21 protein-coding genes are annotated in these 24,036 nt (G+C 66.4%); 9 read left to right on the forward strand and 12 right to left on the reverse strand.

The window, feature by feature from the left end; all coding sequences use genetic code 11:
- Positions 1-17: 17 nt before the first annotated feature.
- The gene (locus ACQPZ2_RS16125) at positions 18-1,553 is read left to right on the forward strand and encodes an aldehyde dehydrogenase family protein (protein WP_433526294.1); all 1,536 of its coding nucleotides are present in this window, start codon (positions 18-20) and stop codon (positions 1,551-1,553) included.
- A gap of 9 nt (positions 1,554-1,562) precedes the next feature.
- On the opposite strand, the gene ACQPZ2_RS16130 is transcribed toward ACQPZ2_RS16125, so the two are convergent.
- The gene (locus tag ACQPZ2_RS16130) at positions 1,563-2,207 is read right to left on the reverse strand and encodes a formylglycine-generating enzyme family protein (RefSeq protein WP_433527437.1); all 645 of its coding nucleotides are present in this window, start codon (positions 2,205-2,207) and stop codon (positions 1,563-1,565) included.
- Positions 2,208-2,397: 190 nt separating this feature from the next.
- Here ACQPZ2_RS16130 and ACQPZ2_RS16135 point away from each other — a divergent pair, with 190 nt between their 5' ends.
- The gene (locus ACQPZ2_RS16135; RefSeq protein WP_433526295.1) at positions 2,398-3,063 is read left to right on the forward strand and encodes a class I SAM-dependent methyltransferase; all 666 of its coding nucleotides are present in this window, start codon (positions 2,398-2,400) and stop codon (positions 3,061-3,063) included.
- Here the strand turns inward: ACQPZ2_RS16135 and ACQPZ2_RS16140 are convergent.
- The 5 genes from ACQPZ2_RS16140 to ACQPZ2_RS16160 are packed head-to-tail and all read right to left on the reverse strand — an operon-like array spanning position 3,044 to position 8,336.
- Positions 3,044-3,688, reverse strand: a complete 645-nt coding sequence (locus ACQPZ2_RS16140; protein ID WP_433526296.1) for a TetR/AcrR family transcriptional regulator — start codon at positions 3,686-3,688, stop codon at positions 3,044-3,046. The two genes, ACQPZ2_RS16135 and ACQPZ2_RS16140, sit on opposite strands and share 20 nt — an antisense overlap.
- 35 nt (positions 3,689-3,723) lie before the next feature.
- The gene (locus ACQPZ2_RS16145) at positions 3,724-5,259 is read right to left on the reverse strand and encodes a flavin-containing monooxygenase (RefSeq protein ID WP_433526297.1); all 1,536 of its coding nucleotides are present in this window, start codon (positions 5,257-5,259) and stop codon (positions 3,724-3,726) included.
- Positions 5,256-6,113, reverse strand: a complete 858-nt coding sequence (locus ACQPZ2_RS16150) for an SDR family NAD(P)-dependent oxidoreductase (RefSeq protein ID WP_433526298.1) — start codon at positions 6,111-6,113, stop codon at positions 5,256-5,258. The genes ACQPZ2_RS16145 and ACQPZ2_RS16150 overlap by 4 nt, the downstream gene beginning before the upstream one ends.
- Entirely contained in the window at positions 6,097-6,996 is a 900-nt protein-coding gene (locus ACQPZ2_RS16155; RefSeq protein ID WP_433526299.1) for an alpha/beta fold hydrolase, read from the reverse strand. Before ACQPZ2_RS16155 ends, ACQPZ2_RS16150 begins: the two co-directional genes overlap by 17 nt.
- Positions 6,993-8,336: a cytochrome P450 gene (locus ACQPZ2_RS16160; RefSeq protein ID WP_433526300.1), complete on the reverse strand. Its 1,344-nt coding sequence runs from the start codon at positions 8,334-8,336 to the stop codon at positions 6,993-6,995. Before ACQPZ2_RS16160 ends, ACQPZ2_RS16155 begins: the two co-directional genes overlap by 4 nt.
- A gap of 124 nt (positions 8,337-8,460) precedes the next feature.
- Here ACQPZ2_RS16160 and ACQPZ2_RS16165 point away from each other — a divergent pair, with 124 nt between their 5' ends.
- Positions 8,461-10,080, forward strand: coding sequence for a carboxylesterase/lipase family protein (locus ACQPZ2_RS16165; RefSeq protein ID WP_433526301.1), 1,620 nt, complete (start codon positions 8,461-8,463; stop codon positions 10,078-10,080).
- Between the two features lie 7 nt (positions 10,081-10,087).
- Here ACQPZ2_RS16165 and lexA read toward each other — a convergent pair whose 3' ends face one another.
- The gene (gene lexA, locus ACQPZ2_RS16170) at positions 10,088-10,798 is read right to left on the reverse strand and encodes a transcriptional repressor LexA (RefSeq protein WP_433526302.1); all 711 of its coding nucleotides are present in this window, start codon (positions 10,796-10,798) and stop codon (positions 10,088-10,090) included.
- Between the two features lie 216 nt (positions 10,799-11,014).
- Here lexA and ACQPZ2_RS16175 point away from each other — a divergent pair, with 216 nt between their 5' ends.
- From ACQPZ2_RS16175 to nrdR, 3 genes are all read left to right on the forward strand, one after another.
- Positions 11,015-11,455, forward strand: a complete 441-nt coding sequence (locus ACQPZ2_RS16175; RefSeq protein ID WP_433526303.1) for a hypothetical protein — start codon at positions 11,015-11,017, stop codon at positions 11,453-11,455.
- Positions 11,456-11,607: 152 nt separating this feature from the next.
- On the forward strand, positions 11,608-12,861 hold the full coding sequence (locus ACQPZ2_RS16180) for a hypothetical protein (RefSeq protein WP_433526304.1): 1,254 nt from the start codon (positions 11,608-11,610) through the stop codon (positions 12,859-12,861).
- Between the two features lie 175 nt (positions 12,862-13,036).
- Positions 13,037-13,513: a transcriptional regulator NrdR gene (gene nrdR / locus ACQPZ2_RS16185; protein ID WP_063038396.1), complete on the forward strand. Its 477-nt coding sequence runs from the start codon at positions 13,037-13,039 to the stop codon at positions 13,511-13,513.
- Between the two features lie 9 nt (positions 13,514-13,522).
- Here the strand turns inward: nrdR and ACQPZ2_RS16190 are convergent, their stop codons facing one another.
- Together ACQPZ2_RS16190 and hrpA are read right to left on the reverse strand one after the other, a co-directional pair.
- On the reverse strand, positions 13,523-13,744 hold the full coding sequence (locus tag ACQPZ2_RS16190) for a hypothetical protein (RefSeq protein ID WP_433526305.1): 222 nt from the start codon (positions 13,742-13,744) through the stop codon (positions 13,523-13,525).
- Between the two features lie 213 nt (positions 13,745-13,957).
- Positions 13,958-18,127, reverse strand: a complete 4,170-nt coding sequence (gene hrpA / locus ACQPZ2_RS16195) for an ATP-dependent RNA helicase HrpA (protein ID WP_433526306.1) — start codon at positions 18,125-18,127, stop codon at positions 13,958-13,960.
- Between the two features lie 438 nt (positions 18,128-18,565).
- Here hrpA and ACQPZ2_RS16200 point away from each other — a divergent pair, with 438 nt between their 5' ends.
- Both ACQPZ2_RS16200 and ACQPZ2_RS16205 read left to right on the forward strand, forming a co-directional pair.
- A complete protein-coding gene (locus tag ACQPZ2_RS16200; RefSeq protein ID WP_433526307.1) occupies positions 18,566-18,856 on the forward strand; it encodes a Pr6Pr family membrane protein in 291 nt (96 codons plus the stop codon).
- Positions 18,857-18,867: 11 nt separating this feature from the next.
- Positions 18,868-20,091 (forward strand): aspartate aminotransferase family protein, encoded by a 1,224-nt coding sequence (locus tag ACQPZ2_RS16205; RefSeq protein WP_433526308.1) that lies wholly within the window; start codon positions 18,868-18,870, stop codon positions 20,089-20,091.
- A 12-nt stretch (positions 20,092-20,103) separates the two neighbouring features.
- On the opposite strand, the gene ACQPZ2_RS16210 is transcribed toward ACQPZ2_RS16205, so the two are convergent.
- From ACQPZ2_RS16210 to ACQPZ2_RS16220, 3 genes are all read right to left on the reverse strand, one after another.
- On the reverse strand, positions 20,104-21,537 hold the full coding sequence (locus tag ACQPZ2_RS16210; RefSeq protein WP_433526309.1) for an aminobutyraldehyde dehydrogenase: 1,434 nt from the start codon (positions 21,535-21,537) through the stop codon (positions 20,104-20,106).
- Positions 21,538-22,022: 485 nt separating this feature from the next.
- Positions 22,023-22,634 (reverse strand): malonic semialdehyde reductase, encoded by a 612-nt coding sequence (locus tag ACQPZ2_RS16215; protein ID WP_433526310.1) that lies wholly within the window; start codon positions 22,632-22,634, stop codon positions 22,023-22,025.
- A 36-nt stretch (positions 22,635-22,670) separates the two neighbouring features.
- Positions 22,671-23,090: a nuclear transport factor 2 family protein gene (locus ACQPZ2_RS16220; protein WP_397045587.1), complete on the reverse strand. Its 420-nt coding sequence runs from the start codon at positions 23,088-23,090 to the stop codon at positions 22,671-22,673.
- Between the two features lie 160 nt (positions 23,091-23,250).
- Between ACQPZ2_RS16220 and ACQPZ2_RS16225 the strand changes: the two genes are divergently transcribed.
- Entirely contained in the window at positions 23,251-24,033 is a 783-nt protein-coding gene (locus ACQPZ2_RS16225; protein WP_433526311.1) for an SDR family NAD(P)-dependent oxidoreductase, read from the forward strand.
- Positions 24,034-24,036 lie beyond the last annotated feature (3 nt).

The raw sequence follows: 24,036 nt of genomic DNA on the forward strand, positions 1-24,036 counted from the left end.
CACAGGAGGTGAGCCGGATGAGTACGGCGGAACAGCAGGTCGAGATCGAGGTACACAATCCCGCCGACGGCAGCGTCACCGGCCGGGTGCCCGACGAATCGAGTGCGGCGGTGGCCGCGACCGTGCGCGAATTGCGCCTGTTCCAGCCGGAATGGGAGGCGATCGGTCCGGATAAGCGCGCCGAATGGCTGTTTCGGCTGCAGGATTGGCTGATCGATAATTCCGACGAGCTCACCGATGTGGTCCAGTCCGAAACCGGTAAGACCCGCTACGACGCGGAGATCGAGGTGCCCGCTGCGGTCAATCTGATCAAATACTGGGCGCGCAATGCCGCGAAATTCCTGCTCGATGAGCATCCGGTTCCGCACAGTCCGCTCGGGCGCACCAAGCGGCTGGTCAAGACCTATCGGCCGCATCCGGTGGTCGGGATCATTACGCCGTGGAACTTTCCGCTGCTCAATGTGTGCTTCGATGCGCTGCCCGCGCTGATGGCCGGTGCCGCGGTGCTGGTCAAGCCGTCGGAGGTCACGCCGTTGAGTGCGGTCGCGCTGTCGCGCGGATGGGCCGAGATCGGTGCGCCGCCGGTGTTCGCGGTGTCGACCGGGCGCGGAGATACCGGACGCGCGGTCGTCGAGGCGGTCGATTACGTCCAGTTCACCGGGTCCACCAAGACCGGTAGGGCGATCGCCGCCGCCTGCGGGGCGAGCTTGACCCCGTACAGCCTGGAACTCGGCGGCAAGGATCCGGCGATCGTCCTCGCGGATGCCGATATCGAGCGGGCCGCGGCGGGCATCGCCTATGGCGGACTGTTCAATTCCGGTCAGGTCTGTATCTCGATCGAGCGGGTGTATGTCGAGGCGCCGGTCTACGACGAGTTCGTGACCAGCCTGACCGAACAGGTGCGCAACCTGCGGCAGGGACACGACGGGCGCGGGTTCGCTTTCGATATCGGCGCGATGGCGACCGAGGCCCAGCGCGATATCGTGGCACGCCATGTCGAGCAGGCGGTGGCCGCGGGCGCGCGGATCACCACCGGCGGCAAGGCGACCGGGGTCGGCACCTTCTTCGAACCGACCGTGCTGGTGGATGTGGACCATTCGATGGCGTGCATCAGCGAGGAGACATTCGGCCCGACCATTCCGGTGCTGAAGGTCGCCGACGAGGACGAGGCGGTGCGCCTGGCCAATGACTCGGTCTACGGCCTCTCGGCCACGGTCTGGACAAGAGACCGCAAGCGCGGCGAGCGGGTGGCGCGGCGACTGGAAGCCGGTGCGGTCAATGTCAACGACGCTTTCGCGAATCTGTTCAGCTTCGCGCTGCCGATGGGCGGGTGGAAGGATTCCGGGATAGGCGCGCGGTGGGGCGGGGCCGCAGGAATCCGGAAATACTGTCGCCAGCAAGCGATTACGGTGCCGCGTGTACCGGCGATGAAGCGTGAGCTGATGTGGTATCCGGCCTCGCGTGGGCGCTTGCGCGTGGTGGCGGGATTGATGCGCGCGCTCGACGGGCGAGGCAGGCGCAAACTGCCGAAGTTCTGGGTCGGCGGGCGATAAGGCGCCGAATCAGTCGAATATCGAACGCGCGACCCGGAATCCGACATCGTCGATCCGGTAGGTCGGATGGCTGCGCCGTCGCACCGAGGCCCGGCAACTCCACTTCTCGTCGGACCAGCCGCCGCCCCGTAGCACCCGATACGAGTCGTACACCTCGGCGTCGTAAATGTCCCAGCACCAATCCCATACATTGCCGAGCATGTCGTACAGCCCCCAGGCGTTGGGCATCTTGGCGCCCACCTCGTGCACATGCTCTGCGGAATTCCCTCGATACCAGGCGATTTGGTCGAGCTCGCCATATCGCGGCCCCGAAGTGCCCGCCCGGCACGCATACTCCCACTCGGCCTCGGTCGGCAGCCGGTACCCGTCGCTATCGGCATCCCACTCGACCTCGTCGTCGTGCACGCGATACGCGGGCGGCAAACCCGCCCCCGATGACAAGCCATTGCAGAACCTGATCGCATCGAACCACGAGACACCCTCGACCGGCAGCCGATCACCTCGAGCCACACTCGGCACACCGCCGGTGACCTGCTCATACTGCGACTGGGTAATCGAAAACGCCGCGAGCCGGAAATCTGCCACCTCGACCGCCCAACTCCGCTGGGTCCGCCGATCCGACAGCGTCACCCGCCCCGCGGGCAGCGCGACCATCTCGATTTCCGCACGCACAGCTTGCCGATGGTAATGCATGCGTATCGTCTTGCGGCGTCGCGACGACCAGGGCGGGTCATGGATTTCTGATACCTGCCGCACTGACGAAGCGGAGCGTATCGGCGAAAGCCTTGGCGCGCCTATGACCTCCGGCCTAGCCTGGACTCCAGCGCGCGAAGAGGAGACGACAGTGCCCGACGTCCGTGAAGTGTGGCAGAGCCGAGTCTGGGGGAATCTCGGGGCTCCGGTTTACGACTTCGTGCTCGACCATCCACAGGTGGCCCGGCCCGCCGGGCAGGTGATGTGGGGCTGCGATACCCGACGGATGTATGCGGCGATGGATGTCGTCAATCAACTGCCGGAGGGTTCCGCACTGCTTGATCTGCCGGTGGGCGGCGGCGTGACCCTGCGTCGACTCGCACCCGATCGCAAGCTCCGCTATGTGGCCGCGGACATCTCCGATGACCAGTTGGCGGCGGCGTGTCGGGCGGCCGAGCGCGCCGGGCTCTCCGATATCGACTATGTGCGCGCGGACGTGGTCGACCTGCCCTTCGCCTCCGGCGAATTCGATCTGGTGGTGAGTTTCGCGGGCCTGCACTGTATGCCGGATCCGGCCGCCGCGGTCGCCTCGCTCGCCCGGGTACTCGCGCCGGGTGGACGGCTGGTCGGCAGTTGTGTGGTGCGCGGAGTCCGGCCGCGCTTCGACGTGCACATGCGGGTGATGCGGACGATGGGTGTATTCGGTCCGTCCGGAACCGCGGCCGAGCTGTCGGGCTGGATCGCCGCGGCGGGCCTGCGCGAGGTCGAACTGGTGTGCAACGGCGCGCTGGCGCAGTTCACGGCCGTGAAGGACTAGCCCCCGGCTCGTAGCGCGGGCCGACCAGGGCGATGGCCGTATCGACCGCGACGTCGATGATGTCACGGATGTCCTTGCCCGCCTCGACTGTGGAGGCGATGAGCTCGCGGTAACCGCCGTAGAGGATGGTCGCCATCTGACGCGTCGGCGGGTGCAGTCCGGGAGCCTCGAAACTCGGTGTGGCGGTGAGGCTTTGGATCAGATTGATGAATGCCTCGCCGGTATCGTGGTGGAGCTGGCGAGCGGCCTCGCCGAGCGCGGGGATGTCCCGAATCCAGGCGAGGGTGATCGACGTGTCCTGATCGGATGCGTGGATCCAGGCCTCGATGGCCTGCCGGACCTGGGTGCGCCAGGGCGCGGCCGGATCGACGGCATCGTAGATCTGCTGGATGGTCTCGTTGTTGCGCTCGGCGAGCAGCGCGATGAAGCAGTCCTGTTTGCTGTCGAAATTCTCGTAGAAGGTGCGGCGAGAGGTGCGCGCATTGCGGACCACATCGGCCACGGTTGTTTCGCGATAACCGCGATCGCGCACGGCCTCGGCCATCGCATCGAGGAGGCGACGCCGGAATGCGGATTCCGGCGTGCTCTCGGTGGCGAGGTTGGCGGTGGGCTCGGCACGGGTCACAAGAATCAGGTTAGTTCGCCCCGCCGACACTGCGATCACGGCCTCACACGCACCGGAATCTGGTCCGATACGGCGGCCCGGCTCGCGAACCGGATGGTGCCGTCCTCGATCCGCCCATGGCGCAGTGCGAGCACATCGTGGGCGTAGTTCATACCCAATCGCCACGGTCGTCGCGATCCGGCCTTGGGAAAATGGTCGATGGAACGCTGGACATAGCCGGACTGGAAGTTCAGCAGGGGCTCCGGGGCGATACTCGGATCCGGCCACGGCGTGCACTGGTCATAGCCGTTGTCGTCCATATGCCGCAGCAACCGGCACACGAATTCGCCCACCAGATCCGCCTTCAACGTCCAGGACGCATTGGTGTAGCCGATGGTGAAGGCGAAGTTCGGGACGCCGCTCAGCATCATCCCCCGGTAGGCCATGGTGTCGGGCAGTGGGATGTCCCTGCCGTCGACGCTGAATTCGATTCCGCCGAAGGCGAGTAATTGCAAACCGGTGGCCGTCACCACGATATCGGCGGGAAGCTCGGCGCCGGAGGCCAGGCGCAGGCCGTCGGCGGTGAACTTCTCGATGCGGTCGGTGACCACGGCGGCGCGCCCGGCCCGGATCGCCTGGAAAAGATCCCCGTCCGGCACCAGGCAGAGCCGTTGATCCCACGGGTTGTAGGTCGGTTTGAAGTGGACGTCCACCTCGTATCCGGTCGGCAGTAGCGCGGCCGTCTGCTTGCGGATGAAGTTGCGCATCATGCGAGGACGACGCTGGCTGAGTTGATAGATGAGCGTGCCGATCAGCACGTTCTTCCAGCGGGTGATCGTGTAGGCCCGGCGGGGTCCGAGCCGTTCGCGCAAGCGGATCGCCACCGCGTCCTCGGTGGGCACGGACATGATGTAGGTGGGGGAGCGCTGCAGCATGGTCACCTGGGCCGCCGCCTCGGCCATGGCCGGAACCAGGGTCACCGCGGTGGCCCCGCTGCCGATCACGACGACTCGCTTGCCCGCATAGTCCAGGTCGGCGGGCCACTGCTGCGGATGTACGAGCTGCCCACGGAAATCATCGATTCCGGCGAACTCCGGGGTGTAGCCGTGGTCGTAGCGGTAGTAGCCGCTGCACATGTACAGGAAGCCGCAGGTGTATGTCGAGGTGGTGCCGTTGTGTTCGGCCGTCACCGTCCACCGCGCCGCTTCGGTCGACCAGGACGCGCCGATGACGTTGTGCCCGAACCGGATTCGGCGATCGATACCGGCTTCGGACGCGGTATCACGGATGTAGTCGAGGATCGACGGTCCGTCGGCGATGGCCGCTGCCCGCGTCCACGGCCGGAAACGGTAACCGAGGGTGTGCATGTCGGAATCCGAACGCACCCCCGGATAGCGGAACAGATCCCAGGTGCCGCCGATTGCCGTGCGCGCCTCCAGAATTGCGTAAGTGCGCTTCGGGAAGGCAGTCTGCAGGTGGTGTGCCGCGCCGATGCCGGAGAGACCGGCACCGACGATCAGCACATCGAAATGCTCTGGCCCACCCGTCTCCCGGCCGCCACCCGTCATCGAATCGCTGCGCGACGCTCTCATACCGTCACTCCTGCCTTGGCGCGAGCCCGCAGCTGCCGTTCCAGGACCGCGAAAATGTCGTAGTAGTGCGTCGGTGCGATGCGTGCGAGTGCGTCGAACACGTAGGCATCGGGCCCGACCAGAATGCGGGACTTCCCGCGTTCGACTCCGCGACAGATGATTTCGGCCGCCTTATCCGGTGAGGTCAACGTGATCGCCTCGAACTCCGCCGCCATCTGCTCATGCGAACGGCCGCGCCCCTCGGGATCCTTGCGCACCCGGGCATTGCGCGCGATGTTGGTGGTGATACCGCCCGGGTGCACATTCACCGCGGATACGCCGGTGCCCCGAAGTTCCTGGCGCAGTGAGTCGGTGAAGCCGCGCACCGCGAATTTCGCCGCACAGTAGGCACTTTGATTCGGCATACCGAGCAGTCCGAATACGCTGGAGGTATTCACGATGACGCCCTGGTCCTGTTCGACCAGGATGGGCAGAAACGCGCGGGTGCCATTGACCACGCCGTCGAAGTTGATCTGCCGCAGCCATTCGTCGTCTTCCGGAACCGCGTCCAGCACCGACGAGCTCACCGCCACACCGGCATTGTTGAATACCGCCGCCAACGGCTCGGTCAGCCAGTCTTCGACCTCGGCGGCGAAGGCGAGTTGGTCGGCGGCATCGCGGACGTCGAGCACGCGCATGAGCACCGGACCGGTCAGGGTGGCGGCCGTCTGCTTCAAACCGACCTCGTCGATATCGGCGATCGCCACGGGCGACCCACGGCGCGAAAGCAATTGGGCGAGACTGCGACCGATGCCGGAGGCGGCGCCGGTGATCATGGCGGGACGGCCGGACAGCGGCCTAACGGTGCGGGGCATCGGTGCTCCTGGCGGTGCGGATGTGGGTGTCGATGAGGTCGGTGAGCGTCGGCTGGACGCCGACAGGCAGGTCGTGGCCCATGCCGGGCAGGGTGTGCAGGCGCGCACCCGTGATGGCACTCGCCGTGACGGTGCCGCCGGTCGGATTCACCATCAGGTCGCGGTCACCGTGCAGGATCAGCGTCGGGGCGACGACGGCGGCGAGTTCCGCGGTGCGGTCACCGGATTTGAGGATGCCGGCGAGTTGACGGCCGACGCCCGGTGCCGGATGGGGATCGCGGTCCCAGGTCGCCGCCGCCGCGGTGCGCACCGCCTGCTCGTCGAACGGGTAGCCGTGCGAGCAGATGTGGCGGTACATGCGTACCGAGCGGTCGATGTGTTCGGTCCGGGTGCGGGCCGGTCGGGCGAACATCCGCCGCCAGGTCGACAGGGCCGGACGCCCGACCCGCGCCGCGCCCGTGGTCGACATGATCGAGGTCAGCGAGGCGACCCGGGCCGGATAGCGGGCGGCGACCGTCTGCGCGATCATCCCACCGAGCGACATCCCGACCACATGCGCGGAGCTCAGCTCCAGCGCGTCGAGCAAACCGACCGTGTCGGCGGCCATATCCGAGAGGTCGTATTGCGCTGTGTGCCAACGCTTTCGCAGGAAATCGAGCGGGCCAGGTGGCGGGAAGCCGAAGTGCGTCGACTTGCCGACATCGCGATTGTCGAAGCGGATGACGTCGTAGCCGCGCGCGACGAGTTGTTCACAGAGACCGTCGGGCCAGTCGTGCAGTTGCTGACCGAGTCCGGCGATGAGCAGCAGCGGAGTGCCGCCGTCACCGAGGCGCTCGTAGGCCAGGGCGACGCCGTGGCCCACATCGGCGAATTGCTCCCTCATGCCGTCACCTGTTCGGCCTTGGTCGCGGCCGTGATGGGCCGGGGCGCGCGTCGATACACCACGGCGCGGCCCTTCTTGGCGGGCACCAGCGCGACCCCTCGGAAGTGCGTGCGCTCATCCGGCGCGTCGGTCGGCTCGAGCGTGAAATCCCGCAGCAGCGTGCGCAATACGATATTCATCTCCATCGTAGCGAAAGCCGCGCCGATGCAGCGCCGAGCGCCGCCGCCGAACGGAATCCAGCTGAAGGTGCCGGGCCGGACACCGACGAAACGATCCGGATCGAAGGCGCGGGCGTTCGGGAACAGTTCCTCGTTGTCGTGCATGAGCCGAATGCTGACCAGCACATTCTGCCCCTTGGGCAGCGTCCACCGACCCAGCTGCATCGACTCCGCGCGGATGTTGCGGACCGTGGAGTCGATGACCGGACGCACCCGCTGCACCTCCAGCAGGGTGGCCTCGCGCAGTGCCGAACCGCCGTCGTCGACCTCGGCGACCAAGCGCCGCAACACTTCCGGATGTCTGCGCAGCCGCTCGACGGTCCACGACAGGGTGGTCGCCGTGGTCTCGTGGCCGGCCGTGAGCAGGGTGAGCAGTTCGTCGGCGATCTCGCTGCGGGTCATCGCGGTACCGTCGTCGTAGCGGGCCTGCAGCATCATCGCCAGCACATCGTCGCGGTCGGCGAGGTGCTCATCGGCGGCGGCGCGGTCGATGAGCCTGCCGACTATCTCGTCGTAGTTGCGACGGTGTGCGGCGAAGCGGGCCCATGGACCGTACCGCCCCAAGAACTTTTGCGGCACCGGAAGTGCCGCGAGCGCCGATCCGACCAGCACCAGTTTGGGCAGCAGTTCGCGCAGTTCGTCGAATTCCTTGCCCTCGGCGCCGAATACGGCGCGCAGGATCACATTCAGGGTGATCCGCATCATCGAGTCCATCGTCGCGAACTCCCGGCCCTGCGGCCAGGTGGCCAGCTCGCGCACCGTCTCCTGCTCGATCAGCGTCTCGTACACCGCGAGACGACGACCGTGGAACGGCGGAGTGAGCAATTTTCGCTGCTTACGATGTTCGGCGCCGCGCAGCGAGAACAGTGAGCCGGGACCGAGGAACTGCCCGAGATTGACATCGACGTTATCGGCCACATCGGAGCTCGCGGTGAACAGCGCCTTCACCTCGGCCGGCTCGGACAGCACCACGATCCGCCCGAAGCGCGGTAGGTAGACCGTGAATGCCGAGCCGTATCGCTGATGCAATCTGCGCCATGCGCGGGTGCGGCTCGCCATCACCTCGATGGCCTGTAAGAAGGCCGGGCTCGTCGGCCCGTCTGGCAATTTCACCGTGGTCATGCGGCACCTCCCAGCGTGGTACATCGATGTACCATCAGCACGGTACGCTCACGTACCGTGTGTGGCAAGGGCCACTTTCGGAATTGCCGCCCGTGGCGGCGGTGCAGGTAGTTAGCGTGGGCGCGTGCGCAAGCATCGTTGGGTGACAACGGGCGGCTGGTTTCGCGGCACGGCTCGGGGTTGGTTCGCCGTCCTTGCGGCCGTCATCGTGCTGATCGGTGTGGCCGGACCGGCGCCCGCCGAGCCGGTCGCCGCCGATCTCGTCACCGTCGAGACCGGTGAGTTGCGCGGCGTCGTGGCCGCGGAGCATCGACTGTTCGAGGGCATTCCCTATGCGGCCCCACCGGTCGGCGAATTGCGGTGGCGGCCCCCTGCTCCGGCCGCACCTTGGCCCGGTATTCGGGATGCCACGGTGGCCGGGCCGAGCTGCCCGCAGGAAAACGACTTCTACGGGGTATTCGCTGCGAACCCGACGAAGTCGGAAGACTGTCTGTCTCTGAATGTTTCGACGCCGCGCAACCTGCCCGCCGACGGCGGTGGTCTACCGGTGCTGTTCTGGATCCACGGCGGCAGTTTCGTCACCGGCTCCGGCGATATCTACGGCGCCGACCCGCTGATCGCGCACGGTGACGGCGATCTGATCGTGGTCACGATCAATTACCGGCTCGGCACGCTCGGATACCTCGCCGCCTCGGCGCTCGACGACGGTTCCGGGCCCGGTAACTACGGCTATCTGGATCAGCAGGCAGCATTGCGCTGGGTGCAGCGCAATATCGCGGCATTCGGCGGTGATCCGGAGCGCGTGACGCTGGCGGGCGAGTCGGCCGGTGCGACGTCGGTATGCACTCAGATGGTCGCGCCGAGCTCGCGTGGGCTGTTCCGTGCCGCGATCATGGAGAGCGGACCGTGTAGTCCGGGTGTGCCCGCCGCGATGGCGGTGGCCGATGGTGACGCGTACGCCGCCCGTCTCGGGTGCGCCGGACCCGATACCGCGGCGTGCCTGCGCGCACTGCCGGTCGATACGCTGGTGAACGATCCCATCACCGCAACGGTGTTCGGGGGCCGGTTCCTGCCGTCCGGGCCACAGGCGGCCGTGCGCAACGGCGCCTTCGCCGATGTGCCCACGCTCGTCGGTGCGAACAACGACGAGATGTCGCTGTGGGTGTACATGAAATACGGTGTGCCCCTTGGCAGGCCGCTGACCGCCGCCGGATACCGCGACGCACTGGCCGCCGCCATGCCCGACCTGACGCCGGAGCAACTCGACCGTGTCGAACAGACCTATCCGGCCGCCGCCTATCCGGAGCCCGCACTCGCACTGTCACGCGCCTGGACCGATCGCATTCTCGCCATGCTGGTTGTCGAATACGCCGGGCTCGGCCCGCTCACGCCCACCTACACCTACTCCTTCGACGACCCGGCGCCGCTCGGCCCACCGAATACCTTCCCACTGGGCGCGTACCACGCCAGCGAATTGGCCTCGCTGTGGAGCCTGCGCGACCTCGGCTGGCTGTACGGCGCCGTCCAGACACCGGACCAACAGCGCCTTGCCGCCGAAATGCGAAGGTACTGGACCCGATTCACCATCGAAGCCAGCCCGGATCCGGCCGGTCTCGAACCGATCCCGGCCTATGACCCGGCCGCACCGCTGGTCATGTCCTTCCGGCCCAGCGGAAACCGGGTCATCGACTCCTATGCCGTCGACCACCGAGCCGACTTCTGGAAACCTATGCTTCCGCGCTGAACTCGGGTCAGATCTTGCGGATGACGGTGACGACCTTGCCGAGGATCTGCGCGTCATTACCCGGAATCGGTTCGAACAGCGGATTGTGCGGCATGAGCCAGACATCCTTGCCGGTGCGCTTGAACGTCTTCACCGTCGCCTCACCCTCGATCATCGCGGCCACGATATCGCCGTTGTCGGCGACATTCTGCTGGCGCACGACCACCCAGTCGCCATCGCAGATCGCGGCGTCGACCATCGATTCACCGACGACCTTGAGCAGGAACAGCGAGCCGTCGCCGACCAGTTCGCGCGGCAGCGGGAAGACGTCCTCCACCGCCTGCTCGGCCAGGATCGGGCCACCGGCGGCGATCCGGCCCAGGACGGGCACGAAGGTCGGGACCGGCCTGCCGGTCTCGGCATCCTCGGTGGTGGGCAGGCTGGTCACCGCGCGCACCGCCTCGTCGAGACCGCGAACGTCAACGGCGCGTGGGCGATTCGGGTCGCGGCGCAGATAGCCCTTGCGCTCGAGGGTGCGCAGCTGATGGGCGACCGACGAGGTGGAGGTCAGTCCGACCGCATCGCCGATCTCGCGGATGCTCGGCGGGTAGCCGCGCTCGCTCACCGAGGTGCGGATGACCTCCAGGACTTTGCGCTGACGCACGGTGAGATCCGCCCCGCTACCGGACGGGTCGGTGCCAACTCCGCTCTCATCGCCCGTGTCGTCTGTGTGGCTCACCGCAACCGCCCTTCTGTGTCCATTGATTTCGTTTAACGAATCTAGTCGGGTAACGCCGATGTATCAAACATCTGTTCGAGGCATGTCGGCGTTTTCTGCTGACTTTGTCGGTGGAGCGTGGTAGAAATCTTTCGAACACTTGATCGAATAGCTACCCTCCCATCGTCTCGCGACATACCTGAGCACCCACAACACCCCTTCACGGAGGTTTGTCCGATGAGCACAGCGATCAGCGCCCTGAGCACCGACCTCGAGGATGAGGCCGACGTCGATCTCGGCTTCGAATCCGTTCCGCGCGTGCAGCGCCCGCATCGCGGTGGCGTGCGCGCCTTGGAGTCCGCGCGCGTCGTGACGGATCGGCGTCCGCGTGACAGTCGGCCCGGCGGTGCGGTGGTGCTGTACGACCGCGGTCCCGTTCGAACGCCCGCACTACGCCAGGCGCGGGGGCCGCATCCGATGGAGCGGGTCGAACAGGCGCAGGTCGGTTTCGCGGTGCTCGCGGTGTCCGCGCTGCTGAGTGCGCTGGCGGTGACGGCTTTGATCGGGTTGGCGCATTGGCGCGCAGGAACTTTCGGCGGCGAGACCCCGACGACCGTGCCCGCCGTGGTCGAGCAGCAGCCGGTTCCGGACGGTGTTGGAGTCGGTGCGCCGCGGTAGCTCGTCGAAAGCCGGTGTGGCGGATGGCGACCGGTCGATCCGCCACGAAGTGTGGCCGAAATTGTCGATTGCAAACTAGAACATGTTGCTACTGTCCCTGAAAACGTGATCTAGGCAACTCTTGCCGACGAACGATTTCGGGACACCACGCAATGACGCATCGCTCCACCGCTGCACTCGCCGTCCGTCTGCTCGCCCGGATCGGCGGGCTACTGGCCTGTCTTGTCTCCGCGCTCACCATGATTCCGGCCGCACAGGCAGAACCCGCATACGAGGCGTACCTGGATTTAGCCGCGCTCAACGGAGACGGAACAGGGGGCGGTGGTCTGAATCCCGCACTGCCACTGGACGAGTCGACGTTGCGTGTGGCGCTCGACCAGGCCAGGGCCGACGGGGTGGCACCGAGCCGCTATGCCACACTGCTGCACCAGTATTGGCTGGTGGTCTCGACCCGCAATGCCGATATCGACCTCGCGGCCTGGGATCCGGCGCTCGGCGTGCGTGCCAACCAGCGCACCTTCAGCCAGGTGTACGTCAACTACTTCCGGCTGGCGAATCAGCATCAGGAGTACTGGTGGGCGGGCCTTGCCGGAATCGCGGGCGGCTCCTTCGCCTCGGGGTTCTTCGACCTGGGCGATGTCGGGCTGGTGCTCGACGTACCGGGCATCCATCAACTCGGCGACGCGGTCGCCGACCTGTTGCGCGGCACCCCACCGGAATTGGTGGCCGGGTTGCCCGCCGATATCCGGCTGCTGGCCACCGAGGGGTCGCGGTTGAGCGCCGAGGATGTCGCCTGGTACCAGACCCGGCTGATGATCATGCAGAAGCACATCTTCACCGATCTGGTCCCGATGCACGAGGCGTATGCCGCGCTGGGGATGGCCGGAATCGACGAAATGTATGCGGCCGGGGTGATCGATGCCGATATCCGCACCGCCTGGCAGTCGATCGATTCGCATACCCGCGACGGATACGTGGACGCGCTCGTCCGGATGACCGATCGTGAGCAGAACCGTGTCATCGCCGATCAGTGGGATGCCACCTCGGCGGGCCGGGGCGCGATGGGCCGGGTCATGACCTATGTGAGCACGGTGGCCGGCAAGCCCGCCGTCCCCGGCGTGCGCGCACCCGGTGTTTTCGCGCCCGCCACCGTCAGCGCGGATATCGCGGGACGCACCGTCTCACTGCGCACCCCGCTGCCGGACTTCGACTGGGCCGACCGCGATACCCGCTGGGCCTACATCACCGGCGATCTGGTGCTGCGCCACATCGATATGGAGAGCAACCGGCCATTCGCCGAGGTGGTGCTCGGTGAGTCGTTCTGGAGCAAGCTCGCGCACGGACGGATGATCGCGCGCATTCCGGATCTGATCGCCGATCTGACCACGCAGTGGCAACTCGGCTGAGCGTCGGTCGACGGTGTAGTTGGGACGTGTGAGACGGTTGGTGACCCCTCCCGGGTATCCTGGACCTGATATGGACGTATCGGTCTAGACCCCTGTACACGTGCTCGCCGGATCGGGACTGGCGAACCGGAGCCGATTCGGACGCGGGCGCGCGCATCGACGAAGGATCTCTCGGATGCATTGCCCCTACTGCCGACACCCCGACTCCCGGGTCGTCGACTCGCGTGAGGCCGAGGAAGGCGCGGCCATCCGCCGCCGGCGTTCCTGCCCGCAGTGTGGGAGACGATTCACCACCGTCGAGACCGCGATCCTATCCGTGGTCAAGCGCAGCGGCGTCACCGAACCGTTCTCCCGGGAGAAGGTGATCCGCGGTGTTCGTCGCGCCTGCCAGGGCCGCGAGGTCGCCGAAGACGCCCTGAACCTGCTGGCCCAGCAGGTCGAGGACGCGGTGCGCGCCAAGGGGTCGCCCGAGGTGCCGAGCCACGAGGTCGGCCTGGCCATCCTCGGCCCGCTGCGCGATCTGGACGAGGTGGCCTACCTGCGTTTCGCATCGGTATACCGCTCCTTCACCTCCGCCGACGATTTCGAACGAGAAATCGCCGACCTGCGCAAGCATCGCGAGGAAGCGACGGTCGCCGCCTCCGCCGACTGATCCCGGCGGTCAGAGGCAGATCCCCGGCGGGCACGAGCAGCCGAAGCTGCCCATCGCCTGCCCGGGACAGATGGTGACCGATCCGGTGTCGAGCAGCCGAACCAGCTGCCGGAGGACATCGGTGTCGGTGCGCACCGGCGCGGGCTGTGGTGGCACGGTTGCTGAAGCGGTTGGCATCGGGGCAAGTGCGACGGCGCAGGCGGCGAGAATCGGCGTGAGCGACTTCCGCATAGCGAGCACCTCTTTCGAGAATTCGCGCCGAACTGCTGAACGACGCGCGGTGCGGATACTGTGAGCGGCCGCAATACTCTTGCGCGCCATTATGCTTCGGCGACTATATCGCCGTAGCGCGGCTCCGGTCGCGCCCCCAGAACTACCGCTGCCAGCTCGGTCAGCGCTTCGGTTGTCCTCGGACGCGCTGGCGGCAGCCGCACGGCTGATGGGTCAGCGGCGGATGGCGGCGATGGCTTTTTCGATGCGTTTGGTGGAGACCGGGTACGGCGTGCCGAGTTTCTGGGCGAAAAGGCTGACGCGGAATTCCTCGATCATCCACCAGATTTCGGTGACATCCGGGGCCTGCTTGCGGGTTTCGGGCAGGGCATTGACGAGGCGGTCGTAGGCGGCGAGTGCGCGGTCGATTTCGACCATGCCCTGTCGGTCGCGGACCGCGGAGCCGGGTAGCGCCTCCAGGCGGGTGCGGGCAGCCGTCAGGTAGCGCGGGAGCTCGCGCAGCCGAGCGCCGCCCCACTCCGAGATGAAACCGGGGAAGATCAGATCGTCGAGTTGGTGGCGGACATCGTCGGCGATATCGCGTTCGGTGGTATCGGCGAGGGCGGACGAAACCTGGTGCGCCCCTGCCAGCACCGGCACCGCCAAGCGCACGATGCGGGCCACGGCGGACACGAAGTCGGGGCGGATCTTCGCGACCAGAGCGTCGAACTGCTTCGGACTGCGCACCGGCCCACCGGCGGCGGCGATCAGTTCGTCCGCGGCGGCGGCGCGGCAGTCCTCGATGAGCGCGTCGAGCGAGCCGTACGGATTCTGGCTCAGCGCAAGCCGATCCCGCGGTGGCAGACTGGCCGTGACGGTGCGGACCGAGGTGGGAATGGCGCTCAATACCAGTGCGCGCGTGCCCGCCCGCATCGCGGCGGCCTGCTCGGCGGGGGAGCTCAGCACACGCACCGCGACGCCCTCGCCCTCGGGGACCAGCGCAGGGTAACCGGTGACCGTCTGTCCGGCCACTTCGCTGCGCACCGTCGGCTCGACCGTCCCCAGCGATTCCGACGTCCACACGGTCGCGGGGGCACGTTCCGCGCCTGCGGTCGCACGGGCGACCGAGGCCGAAACCTGCTCGGACAGCTGGGTTTTCAACTGGGCGAGGTTCTTCCCGCGCGCCAGCACCTGACCGCTGTCCGCGATCGCGGCGAAGGTCATGCGCAGATGGTCCGGAAGCCCGGCGGGGTCGAGATCGCTCGGCGCGATGGTGACCGAACCGAGCCGCGACAGCTCCCTGGCCAGGCCGATGCGCAGGGGTTCGGCGCGCGGCGTGAGCGCGGCGAGCGCCGCCGCGGCGAAGTCGGGTGCGGGAACGACGGTGCGGCGCAGAGCCTTCGGCAGCGTCTTGATCAACGCGGTGGCCAACTCGTCGCGCATACCGGGCACCAGCCAGTCGAAGCCGACGGCGCGCACATGCGCCAGTTGCTCGACGGGGATCCGCACGGTGACACCGTCATCGTCATTGCCGGGCTCGAATTGATAGGTGAGCGGGAAGCTCAACTCGCCCTGGCGCCAGGCGTCCGGGAAGTCGGTCGGGTCCAGCGTCGCCGCGGTGTCGTTGACCACGGTATCGGTCGAGAAGTCCAGCAGCGCGGGATCTTTGCGCTTCGCGGCGCGCCACCAGCTGTCGAAGTGGCGCACCGAAACGATATCGGCCGGGATGCGCTTGTCGTAGAACTCGAACAGCACCTCATCGTCGACGAGGATGTCGCGGCGGCGGGCGCGGTGCTCCAAATCGGCAACATCGTCGAGGAGTTCGCGGTTGCGGTGGAAGAATTCGTGCCGGGTCTGCCACTCACCCTGTACCAGGGCATGCCGGATGAACAGCTCACGCGACAGTTCCGGATCGATCCGGCCGTAATCGACGGCACGGCTGACCACCAGCGGTACGCCGTACAGCGTGACCCGCTCGTAGGCGCGCGCCGCGCCGCGCTTGGACGACCAATGCGGTTCGGAGTAGGTGCGTTTCACCAGATCCCCGGCCAGTCGCTCGGCCCACTCCGGCTCCACCCTGGCCGCCATCCGGCCCCAGAGCCGGGAAGTCTCGACCAGTTCGGCCGCCATCACCCAGCGGGGTGGCTTCTTCGCCAGCGAGGATCCGGGGAAGATCATGAATTTGGCGTTGCGGGCACCGAGGAATTCGCGGGTCTCGGCCTCGCGGACGCCGATATGGGAGAGCATGCCCGCCAATAGGGCCTGGTGGATGGCGATCGAATCCCATAGTGTGCCATCATCTTCGGCGGCCTGTGGTTTCGGTGCGGCGGAGTTGTCGCGGCCGCGGTTCGCTTTCGCGCGAGATGAATCGGACTTGCGCTGTCCACGTTCCGAATCGCGACCATCCGCAGCGGATCGCCCACGGCGCGAACCGCTTTCGCCGTCCGAACCGTCGCCGTGCGCCGACCACCCGAGCCCCCGAGTGATCGTCCGCAGCTGCCCGTGCAGATCCTGCCACTCCCGGATCCGCAGATAGTGCAGGAACTCGTCACGGCACATGCGCCGGAACTGATTGGACGACAGCGACTTCCGCTGCTCGGTCAGGTACTCCCACAACCGCAGGTAGGCCAGGAAATCCGAGCCTTCGACCACGAAACGGGCATGTTTGGTGTCCGCGGCCTGCTGATGGTCCGCGGGACGTTCGCGCACATCCTGAATGGACAGTGCGGCAACGATGATCAGCACATCGGCGAGCACGCCATTGCGGTGGGCTTCGACCAGCATGCGCGCCATTCGCGGATCCACCGGTATCTGTGCCATTTCGCGGCCGGTAGGCGTAAGTGTCAGTGTGGTGTCCGGCACCTGGTCCGCACGCCCGGTGCTATCGGTGGCGGCAACTTCTTGCGCCGTCGAATCAGCCTGCTGTCGAGCGGGTTTCGCGGGGGCGCGCGGTGCAAGTGCGCCCAATTCCTCCAGGAGCGCGATACCGTCGCGAATGGCCCTGCGGTCGGGCGCCTCCACGAAAGGGAACTTCTCGATATCGCCGAGTCCGAGCGCGGTCATCTGCAGGATTACGGCGGCCAGATTGGTTCGCAGGATCTCCGGTTCGGTGAAGGCGGGCCGGGATTCGAAATCTTCCTCGGAGTACAGGCGGATGCAGATGCCGTCGGCTACGCGGCCGCAGCGTCCCGCGCGCTGGCGTGCCGATGCCTGCGAGACCTCTTCGATGGGCAGGCGCTGCACCTTGGTGCGCATCGAATAGCGCGAGATGCGCGCGGTGCCGGGATCGACGACGTAGCGGATGCCGGGGACGGTCAGCGAGGTTTCGGCGACATTGGTGGCCAGCACAACTCGTCGCCCCGGATGCGGAGCGAAGACCCGATGCTGTTCGGCCGTGGACAGGCGCGCGTACAGCGGCAGTATCTCGGTGCGCGGAATCTGTAAGTCGCGCAACGCATCGGCGGCGTCGCGGATCTCGCGTTCGCCGGATAGGAAGACCAGCACATCGCCGTCGCCCTCGGCGAAGAGTTCGCGCACCGCGTCACCGATGGCGTCGACCGGGTCGCGGTCCACGATCCGGGTGTCCTCCTCGTCGTCATCGGTGGCGACGGGTAACTCCAGCGACAGCGGCCGGTACCGGATTTCGACCGGATAGGAACGGCCGGATACTTCGACAATCGGTGCGGGAGTACCCGATTCGTCGGCGAAGTGCTCGGCGAACAATTCCGGATCGATGGTCGCCGAGGTGATGATCACCTTGAGATCCGGTCGGCGCGGGAGCAATTGCTTCAGGTAGCCGAGCAGGAAGTCGATATTGAGGCTGCGTTCGTGCGCCTCGTCGATGATGATCGTGTCGTAGCGGCGCAGCAGCCGGTCGCGCTGGATTTCGGCGAGCAGGATGCCGTCGGTCATCAGCTTGACGAGTGTGCGATCCGAGGCCTGGTCGGTGAAACGCACGGTGTAGCCGACGACATCGCCCAGTTCGGTGCCCAACTCCTCGGCGATGCGCTCGGCGACCGTACGCGCGGCCAGACGGCGCGGCTGGGTGTGGCCGATGGTGCCGCGGATGCCACGGCCGAGTTCCAGGCAGATCTTCGGAATCTGGGTGGTCTTACCCGATCCGGTCTCACCGGCGACGATGACGACCTGGTTGTCCAGGATCGTCTTGGCGATATCGTCGCGGCGCGCGGAGACCGGTAGCTGTTCCGGGTAGCGGATTTCGGGTACCGCGGCGCGGCGGGCCTCGACGCGCTGCTCGGCTGCCGCGATCTCGGCCGTGATGCCGGTGAGATCGCCGCCGCGGGCCCGGTCCAAGTTGCGGCGCAACCGGTGTTCATCGCGGAGGGTTACGGCGGCCAGGCGGGTCCGAAGCTCGCGGAGATTCGCGTCGGCTGTCCTGGTCATTGCGCTCACCAGGGTAGCGAAACCGGCGCGTCTGATCCGAGTCGGGCGTGGGCATCCGGTGAGCACACAGGCGACGCGGTCGGCGAAATTGTGCGGTCGCACGGCTCGGCTCGCCGCTCGGAGCGGTTCTGATGTGGGAGTATCCGACGATGACAGCCGGTGTCGCCCCACTGTGGATCCGTGCACCGCGCTTCGTCTTTGCCTTGCTCGGTGTCATGACGCTGGTCTGGATACCGGTCCGCAACATCGGCGAGTCCGGGTTATTCGTGGCCGGCTTTCACCATCGAATCCAATGTGCTCGGCGTCATAGTGCTGCTGATCCGCGACCCTCCCGCGACCGCCGCTGGCAGGTGATCCGGCTGTCGAACATCTGCGTGGGGAGATGAACAAGGGTGGGTCGATGACGTGCCGCAACGCGTCATGCCTATGGTGATGATCGTGGACCGGGAGTCGGCACCGGTCACGCTCGGCATTTCCGAGCGGCTGATCGCGGGCCGGCTGGTCTACCCGCTCGGCTACGGCGCGTACACCCTCATTCGTGGGCCGATCGTCGACTGGTATCCGTACCCGTTCCTCGATCCACGGCATCAGGGCTATGTGTCGATGGCGATGGGTCCGGTGGTCCTGGTCATCGGATTCGCGCTACTCGCCGTCGCGGTGGTCGCGCTCGGTGCGGCCGTCGGCGCGGACGAGCCGGACGAGCGACGAAGTGACGTGGTTGTCGAGTAGAGGTGGTAGACATGGGCGCGCTATGGCATGGATTCGCCGATATGGGTGCAGTCGAACGCGATGGCGCGTTCGTCGTCGCACGTGGTGCGGGCGCCTACATCTACGACCAGGCGGGCACCAGGTATCTGGACGCGACGGCCGGACTGTGGTTCACCAATGTCGGGCACGGACGCGCCGAGATCGCGGATGCGGTCGCCGCACAGCTGCGCACGGTCGCGCACTATTCGAACTTCGGTGATTTCGCCGAACCCGCCACCCAGGAGTTGGCGGAGAAGTTGGCGAGCATCGCACCGGTACCGGGCAGCAAGATCTTCTTCACCTCCGGCGGCTCGGATTCGGTGGACACCGCGGCCAAGCTCGCTCGCCGCTACTGGCACGAGCTGGGGCGGCCGGACAAGACCATTGTGGTCGGCAGACAGCGCGCGTATCACGGAATGCATATCGCGGGAACGGCTTTGGCGGGGATCCCGGTCAACCGCGAGGGCTACGGCGAGTTGATGGCCGATGCCCGCACCGTCGAATGGGACGATGCGAAGGCGCTGCTCGCGCTCATCGAGGAGATCGGCGCGGAGCGCATCGCGGCCTTCTTCTGCGAACCCATCATCGGCGCGGGCGGGATCTACCTGCCGCCGGACGGCTACCTCACCGAGGTCCGCCGCATCTGCCGCGATCACGACATCCTCTTCGTCGTCGACGAGGTCGTCACCGGCTTCGGCCGCATCGGCGGATCCTGGTTCGCCGCAACCCGTTTCGAGCTCGAACCCGACCTCATGACCACCGCCAAGGGCCTCACCTCCGGCTACGTCCCCATGGGCGCGGTCTTCATCGCACCCCATATCGCCGATCCCTTCTTCCGCGGCGGCGTCTGGTGGCGCCACGGCTACACCTACGGCGGCCACGCCGGAGCCGCCGCCGCAGCCCTCGCCAACCTCGCCATCGTCGAACGCGAGGGTCTACTAGGCGAGGCGAAGCGCCTGGAATCCACCTTGCACGCCAAACTCGCTCCGCTCGCGGAGCACCCGCGCGTAGCCGAGGTCCGCAGCGGTCTCGGCGCGGTGGCCGCGATCCAGCTCGCCGATCCCGCCGAGGGCCTACCCTTCGTGAAATCCCTACGGGAGCACGGCATCTCAGGACGTGCGGCAGGCCAGGGCGCAATGCAGATCTCGCCGTCGTTCGTGATGACCGACGACCAGGTCGACGAACTCGTCGAGGGAATCACCCGCGCGCTGGGCTGAGCACTCGCGACACTAGTAGATCTTGGCCATCACATGCTTGACGCGGGTGTAGTCCTCCAGCCCGTACATCGACAGGTCCTTACCGTGTCCGGACGACTTGAACCCGCCGTGCGGCATCTCGGCGATCAGTGCGGTGTGGGTGTTGATCCACACACAGCCGAAGTCGAGCGCGGCCGATACGCGCAGCGCCCTCGACACATCCTTGGTCCACAACGAGGACGCCAGCCCGTATTCGACGCCATTGGCCCACCGGATGGCGTCGTCTTCGTCGGTGAACGACTGCACGGTGATCACCGGGCCGAAGATCTCGTGCCGGCTCAGCCGATCATGCTGGAGCAGCCCGCCGATGACGGTCGGCTCGACGTAATACCCGCGGTCGCCCTGCCGGTGTCCGCCGACCACGACCGAGGCGTGATCGGGCACATCATCGAGGAAGCCGAGCACCCGCTGTAGCTGGTCGGCGTTATTGACCGGTGGTACCCAGGCGTCTTCGTCATCGGCGGCCTTGCCGAATGTCGTTGTGGCACTGCCTGCCTGCTCGGCCAGCGCCGCAGTCAAATCATCGGCCACCGACGCGTGACCCAGCACTCGGGTGGCCGCGGTGCAATCCTGCCCGGCGTTGAAATAACCCGAGGCCGCGATGCCTCTGGCGGCAGCGGCGATATCGGCGTCGGGAAACACGATCACCGGTGCTTTGCCGCCCAACTCCAGATGTGTGCGCTTCAGGCGGGCGCCGGCCGACTCCGCGACAGCACGACCCGCTGCCACCGAACCGGTGATCGACACCATCTGCGGGGTCGGATGCGCCACCACCGCCGCACCGGTCACCCGGTCACCCGTGACCACGTTGAGCACGCCTGGCGGCAGGTGCTCGGAGGCCAGTTCGGCCAGCATCACCGTGGTCACCGGGGTGGTGTCGCTCGGCTTGATCACCACGGTGTTGCCTGCCGCGATCGCGGGAACAAATTTCCAGACTGCCATCATCATCGGGTAGTTCCACGGCGTCACCTGCCCGATGACGCCGATCGGCTCCCGGCGGATCCACGATGTATGGTCCGCCAGATACTCGCAGGCCGACTTACCCTCGAGTACCCGTGCCGCGCCCGCGAAGAATCGGGTCTGGTCCAGCATCTGCGGGATCTCCACGGCCGAGGTGATGTGGTTCGGTTTGCCGGTGTTGCGACCCTCGGCCGCGACAAGCGCGTCGGCGGCGGTCTCCAACTCGTCGGCGAAATCCAACAATGCCTTCTGGCGGTGCGACGGCGTCCAGCGCTTCCAGTCTTCGAACGCCCTCGCCGCGGCTGCGTACGCGTTGTCGATGTCCTGTTCGTTGGACGCCGGGGCGGTGCCGTACCGATCACCGGTGGCAGGGTCGACCAGTGCCATCGTCGCACCGCCGACCGAGTCGACGAGCTTGCCGTCGATGAAGTTCTGGACCACTGTCATGCTGCCTCCTCGGTTGCTCTGTTGAGTCGACAAATCTCTGGCGTGGGACGTTCGGTCGACTTGGCATCTGGTGCCGTCGCCTACTTGTCGATCATGAATATTTCGATGTTATCGACACCGAATGGATCGAGCTTACGCCTTTTATTGCTGCCGAGGACGACAAAGTCGGAGCCTTATTCATTTGCGTTGCACAGCATTGTTTCGCCTTGCATTGCAACGACTTTCGGCTGCGCTGCAACATTGTCATTCGAGTTCCCGGAAAATCGGTGCGCCATTGCCCCTGTGCCCGGGTTTTCGGCAATTTACGAGCCCATGTTCCGCCGTCATATCGGTGTCGGTGGAATGCGTCTCGAAAACAGGTTTTGCGGCGCAGAGCCGCTCGATCGCGGGTTCCGCTCGCACCGCATCGACGAGTGGCACACTATGGTCGCGCCTGCTCGGCCCCGTGCCGCGTCCGTGTGCCACTCGTCGGCCATGCCCGCTGCTTACACCGTCGTCACGACCTCGTCGTAGGTCAGGCGGGGCGAGCGGGGGAACCAGGCGTCTGCTCCCGGGGTGCCTATATTGACCACGACGAGTGAATTGTGGGTGCCGTCGGGGAAGAAGTCCTTGTCCAAGCCCTCGGCGTCGAATCCGTTCATCGGGCCTGCGGCCAGGCCTGCGGCGCGGATGCCGAGAATGAAGTAGCCGGTTTGGATGAGAGCGTTGAAGCGGGCCGATTCGGTGCGGTAGTCGGGATCGGCAAAGTATTCCTTGGCCTCAGGGGCATGCGGAAAGACTTTCGGCAGGTTTTCGTGGAAGTTCAAGTCGGCGGCCAGGATTGCGGTCAGGGGCGCGGCCGCGGTCTTGGGCTTGTTGTTGTCGATCATGTGGGTGACCAAGCGTGCCCGCGCCTCGGGGCTGCGGACCAGGACGATGCGCAGCGGTTGCTGGTTCATCGATGTCGGGCCGTATTTGATCAGTTCGTAGATATCGCGGATCTGGTCGTCGGTGACCGGTGCGTCGGTGAAGGTGTTCGCGGTGCGCGCCTCTCGGAACAACAGGTCCTGGGCTTCGGCGGCAAGGGGCAACAGGGTTGCCGGCTGCACGGTGTTCACGTGGTTCTCCTCGAAAATTGGTCGGGGACAGCGGATTCAGTCATGGGCGACGCGCCGGGACCGGGTCAGCAGATTGCCGTCGACGCGGACGAGCACGTCGTGCACGACGCAGCTCGGCGCGATTTCTGGCTTGCTGTTCGGCCGGATCTTGACCACGAGGCAGTAGGCAGTGGAGACGATGGTTCCGTCGTCCTGCGGCTGCAGGTTGATCATGTTGAACCAGTGCCTGCGCTGCATCGGATCGGCCTCGAAGCGCTTGTGGAATTCGACCAGGTCCGAGACGATGCCCGCTCTGGTCCGGGCCGGTGGCCGGCCCGGTGTGTGTTCGAATTCCGCATCCTCGGTGAAGGTTTCGGCGTAGCCCGGGATGTCGCGGTTGTCCAGCCGCTGCATCTGATCGGCGTAGAACTGCTGGACCTCGGCGTACAACTCGGTGCGGCTGGCGACGGTGGTCATGGTGGCTCCTTGGTTGCGGCGGGGCGCGGCTGCACGCAAGGCTCGCCGATTCCGCTAGAGGCTGGCTCGAGCCGCGCGCGGGTTGACCGGGGCTATAGCACCCGCGACGAGTCTGGAGGTCGATAAGCCCGGCGAGTACGGAAAGACCGATGGAGGAGTCATGGCGGAAAGTCAGCGCGTCGCGCTGGTCACCGGAGCGACCAGCGGTATGGGCCTGGAGATCACCAAAAGCCTTGCGGCCCAGGGCATCGCGGTATTCATTTGCGCCCGCGATCAGCAGCGGGTGACCGATACGGTCAAGAGCCTGCAGGACGACGGACACGAGGTCGACGGCACGGTCTGCGATGTCGTCGATGCCGCGCAAATCCGTGAATACGTCGACGCGGGCGTGCGGCGCTACGGCCCGATCGACATCCTGGTCAACAATGCGGGCCGCAGCGGCGGCGGCGTCACCGCGCAGGTCACCGACGACCTGTGGTTCGACGTCATCAATACCAACCTCAACAGCGTCTTCCTGATGACCAAGGCGGTGCTGACCGCAGGCGGCATGCTCGAGCGCGGCAGCGGTCGTATCGTGAATATCGCCTCCACCGGCGGTAAACAGGGTGTCGTACACGGCGCGCCGTATTCGGCCTCCAAACACGGTGTCGTCGGCTTCACCAAAGCACTCGGACTGGAACTGGCCAAGACGGGGATCACGGTGAACGCGGTGTGCCCCGGCTTCGTGGAAACTCCGATGGCAGAACGCGTTCGGGAGGTCTACTCCGGTCTGTGGGGCGTGGACACCGACGAGGTGCACGCCAGGGTCAGCGCGCGCGTCCCGATCGGACGTTACGTGCAGCCGTTCGAGGTCGCGGCGATGGTCGACTATCTGATCGGCCCCGGCGCGGGTGCGGTCACCGCACAGGCGCTGAATGTCTGTGGCGGACTGGGCAATTACTGAGAG

Origin of the sequence: Nocardia pseudovaccinii (assembly GCF_050942345.1) — a bacterium.
Lineage (GTDB): Bacteria > Actinomycetota > Actinomycetes > Mycobacteriales > Mycobacteriaceae > Nocardia > Nocardia pseudovaccinii.